This is a genomic window from Bradyrhizobium sp. (assembly GCF_016462955.1).
Lineage (GTDB): Bacteria > Pseudomonadota > Alphaproteobacteria > Rhizobiales > Xanthobacteraceae > Bradyrhizobium.
In genome coordinates this window covers 3,162-7,106 of record NZ_JAEMSD010000217.1, presented here as the reverse complement: position 1 = coordinate 7,106, position 3,945 = coordinate 3,162, and the positions used below count along the sequence as shown (strand labels likewise).

Genomic DNA, 3,945 nt, shown 5'->3' with positions numbered 1-3,945 from the left:
GCCGCCACGAGCCACACGCCGTTCTCGTAGCTGCGGGCCGGGCCCCACATGTCCGCCTGGTCCATGGCGAAGAAGTTCGCCATGTCGACGATCACCTCCGCGCCCTGCATCGCCATCGCGCGGAAGATCTCGGGAATGCGACCGTCGAAGCAGATCAGCAAGCCGATCTTTCCGAGGTCGGTCTCCACCACCGGGCAGCCGCGCTCCCCGAACGCAAACCAGTTCTGATCGTGGGTGGCGAGGAACTGCTTGTGATAGTGGCAGACCGTCTCGCCGTTTCGGCCGAACATGATCCCGGTGTTGAAGATCTTCTCCTTGCCGGGATCCCACTCGGTCACGCCGCTGGCAATGTAAATGCCGTGCGTCCTGGCCAACGCAGCCAACGCCGTCACGAACGGACCGTCCTTCATCGTCTCGGCGAGCTCGCGGCAATGCTCGACGGAATCGAAGAGGTAGCCGGTGTCCATGCATTCGGGGAACACCACCAGCTCGGCGCCCTGCCTCACCGCGTCCTCGACATATTGGGTGGCGAGCGCGATGTTGTGGTCGAAGTCCCCCAAACGGGCGAGCGTCTGGACGGCGGCAGCGCGGAAACGGCGCTTCGTCATGTTGGTCTCCATCTGTCGAAGGTTGATTGAATTAGTCTCGCTTGACCTCGCGCCAGAAGCGGTCGAGGCAATGGCGTTTCAGGTTGATGAAGCCCTCGCCGGTGGTGACGTCGAGGTCGCGCGGCCAGGGCAGGTCTACCGGAACGATCTCCGCCACCCGCGTCGGCCGCCGCGTCAGCAGCACGACCTGGTCGGCGAGCTGGATGGCCTCTTCGAGATCGTGCGACACCAGCAGCATCGTGGTCTTCAGCTTCATGAAGATGTGCTGGAGCCGCTCGCGCATGAACAGCGTCATCTCGTAGTCCAGCGCAGAGAACGGCTCATCGAGGAACAGCACTTCGGGCTCGGTCACGAGCGCGCGCAGGATCGAAACCGTCTGCTGCTGGCCTCCGGACAGGGTGTAGGGATAGGCATTGAGGTCGAACGGCACGTCGAAATCGGCGAGCAGCTTCTCGACGCGCCGGCGGCGCTCCTTGCGCTCCACTCCCAGCACCTTCAGGGGATAATGGATGTTGTCGATCGAGCGCATCCAGGGAAACAGCGCTTCCCTGTAGTTCTGGAACACGTATGAGATCCTGGTGTCGCGTATGGTCTGGCCGTCGTAAAGCACCTCACCCGCATCCATCGGCATCAGGCCGGAGATCATGTTGATGAAAGTGCTCTTGCCGCAACCGTTCGGGCCGAAGACCGAGATGAACTTTCCCATCGGCAGGTCGATCGAGAAATCGTCGTAGATCGTCGTGCCCTGGAATTTCTTGCTCAGTCCGCGCACGGTGACGTAGGCCTGCCGCGGTTTGGGCGAAGGGACGTGCGAAATCCCTTCGGCTGCCAGGTCGATGCTTCGGATCGCGGTCACTTTCCCCATCGGAATGTCACTCAGTTTCCGAGATCTGACTTGGCGAGGATCTTGTCCTTGACGTTGATCGGCCCGGCCACCACGCCCTCCTTGATGAAGACGTCGACCAGCGCCTGGTACGACTTCATGTCGGTCTCGTTGAGGTCCTTGAAGCCGCGCAGATAGGGCTGCGCCAGGAACTCGAGCTGATCCTCCTTGGTGGGCGTGTATTTGACGAGGATCGGCTTGTACTTCGCGAAATTGGCGTTCACGAGATCGGTCGCCTCGTCGATGACTGCGACGACCTTGCGCGCCACGTCGGGCCGGTCCTTGAGGAACTTCGTGGTGATCAGCGAAGCCCCGGAGTAGAAGGGATCAGCGATGACGCGGGCGACCGGATTGGTCAGGGCGCGCGCGGCCTTGCCCGAGGCTACGGCGATGGATCCGACCGGCTCGAGCGACAACGTGGCATCGACGGTACCGCCGACTACGGCAGGCACCTGCATGGCGACCGCCAGGTCCACCAGCTTGACGTCGGTGTCGGGATCGAGGCCTGCCGAACGGACCATGTGGCGGGAGATGGTGCGCCATTGAATGCCCGGAACGTGACCGAGCGATTTGCCCTTCAGGTCGGCGAAGCTCTTGATCGGGCTGTCCGGCTTGACGATCAGGCCGTCATTGATGCGGTCGACCGCGACTCCGCCGCCCTGCAGGCCGAACACCTTGAGCTTACCGGGGAATTTGGCCTCCGCGATCATCGCGATGCCAGCGGCCGCGCCGGGAGGGCCGAAATCGGCACGCTCCGCGATCAGCGCATCGATGATCTGGTTCGGCGCTTCCATCTTCGTGGAAACGATTTCAATGCACGCCTTTTCGAACAGCTTCTCCTCGAGAGCGACATAATACGCCGTCGTCTGCATGATCGGCAGCCAGACCGCCGTCACTTTCTCGGTCTTGTCGCAGGCCGCATGTGCGGCAGTCGCGCCAAGCAGGACCGTGGAAGTTGCGAATGCTGCAAGGAATCTCTTCATGTGCATGATGGCCTCTTCGTGTTGGATTGGCGGACTATCTGCCGGCCCAGTGAATGAGCGAACGCTCGATCATCAGGAGCATGAGGTTGAGCCCGTATCCCATCGCGCCTGCGATCAGGATGGAGCCGTACATATCGGTGAGCGAGTACGAGATCTGCGCGTCGATGATGCGGTGGCCGATGCCATCGGTTGCGCCAATGAACATCTCGGCGACGATGATCACGACCAGCGCCAGCGACACCGCTGTGCGCAGGCCGATGAAGGTCTGCGGCAGGGTTTCGTAGAAGATGACGTCCTTGAAGATGCGCAGCGACGACGCGCCCATCGAGCGGGCCGCAAGGATGCGCGTCTGGCGGGCGTTCATCACGCCGTAAGCGACGTTGAAGACGATGACGAGCCAGGCGGCAAAAGCTGCAACCGCGATCTTGGCTAAATCGCCGAGGCCGAACAGCAGCAGGAACAGCGGAAACATCGCCGTGGCCGGCGTCGAGCGGAAAAAGTCGACCAGGAATTCGACCGAGCGATAGATCGCGGCCCTGGCGCCGAGCACGATCCCGATCGGGACACCGGCGACGACGGCGATCAGGGTCGAATAGCCGACGCGCGCGATGGTATGGACGAAGTCGCCGGTGATCTTGCCGGCCGCGATGCTCGCCGCAGTATCGCGCAGCGTGTCGACCGGCGACGGCAGCAGATCCTTGTTGACCAGTTGCCCCTTGAAGGCGATCCACCACAGCGCGAACAGCAACAGAGGTCCTGTCGCGAGTTCGACCGCGCGCCTCAGTTTCGGGTTCGAGATCACCTCGTTGATCTGTTGCATCAGCATCCTCGTGGTCTCGCGGTGCGCAGCGCTGTCCGCCGTGAGCACCAGGAGTGTCGACTTCAGGCCGCCGAAAGAAAATGGCGAGATGTGCAATCCATCGTGCAGGAATGCATATTGAAAACAATCTCGGGCATGATTGATTTGCAGGCTTGCAATGACTAATAATTGGGCGGCCGACGCTTTCTCGCTCACCAGTGCGGCAACGAGCTATTGGGGCGGCGGCCGTGCCGTCAGATCCCGGTGGACGCGATCACCACGTCCCGCTCATGCTCTTGCAGCGCATCGCCGAACCCGAAGCGTCACCATTCGCGCCATGTGCTCTCTTGGCAGCCGAGGACGCCGGCCGGCAGGATAGGCTTGACCGGGCATTCGCCAGTCCAGGCCAACCGCTCGATCGAACATGTGACGAGACCAGTCGGATGAAGGGCGAGGTGATCGCAATTCGATTCCGCACCGCGCAAAGAAAAAATTGACCTGAAGACACCGCTGCGACGGGCGCTGAGTAGACACACTCGAGACACAATCATTGAATGTTTTTCGAGTTGCGCCGGCTCGGCCGCATTGATCGGAGGTCAACGCACTTCGGCACACGCTCTGAATCGCGGGGGCCACTTCCACCCCGATCTTTCGTCAACCATCACACTTGCT

General features: G+C 61.6%; 4 protein-coding genes. All 4 read right to left on the bottom strand.

Translation table 11 applies throughout. The features are described from left to right. The coding region (locus tag JHD07_RS21350; protein ID WP_291625481.1) for a carbon-nitrogen hydrolase family protein at window positions 1-608 on the bottom strand (608 nt) is incomplete at its 3' end. A 31-nt stretch (window positions 609-639) separates the two neighbouring features. Then, window positions 640-1,464, bottom strand: coding sequence for an ABC transporter ATP-binding protein (locus JHD07_RS21345; RefSeq protein ID WP_291625479.1), 825 nt, complete (start codon window positions 1,462-1,464; stop codon window positions 640-642). A 20-nt stretch (window positions 1,465-1,484) separates the two neighbouring features. Beyond that, window positions 1,485-2,480 carry an ABC transporter substrate-binding protein gene (locus JHD07_RS21340; protein WP_291625477.1) on the bottom strand — a complete coding sequence of 332 codons (996 nt, stop codon included), beginning with the start codon at window positions 2,478-2,480 and terminating at the stop codon, window positions 1,485-1,487. A gap of 28 nt (window positions 2,481-2,508) precedes the next feature. Further along, window positions 2,509-3,294, bottom strand: coding sequence for an ABC transporter permease subunit (locus JHD07_RS21335; RefSeq protein WP_291625475.1), 786 nt, complete (start codon window positions 3,292-3,294; stop codon window positions 2,509-2,511). Window positions 3,295-3,945: the final 651 nt, after the last annotated feature.

Bases quoted from the DNA above. Each gene is read 5' to 3' on its own strand.
- JHD07_RS21340 (WP_291625477.1), bottom strand. From the start codon at position 2,480: ATGCACATGAAGAGATTCCTTGCAGCATTCGCAACTTCCACGGTCCTG.
- JHD07_RS21335 (WP_291625475.1), bottom strand. From the start codon at position 3,294: ATGCAACAGATCAACGAGGTGATCTCGAACCCGAAACTGAGGCGCGCG.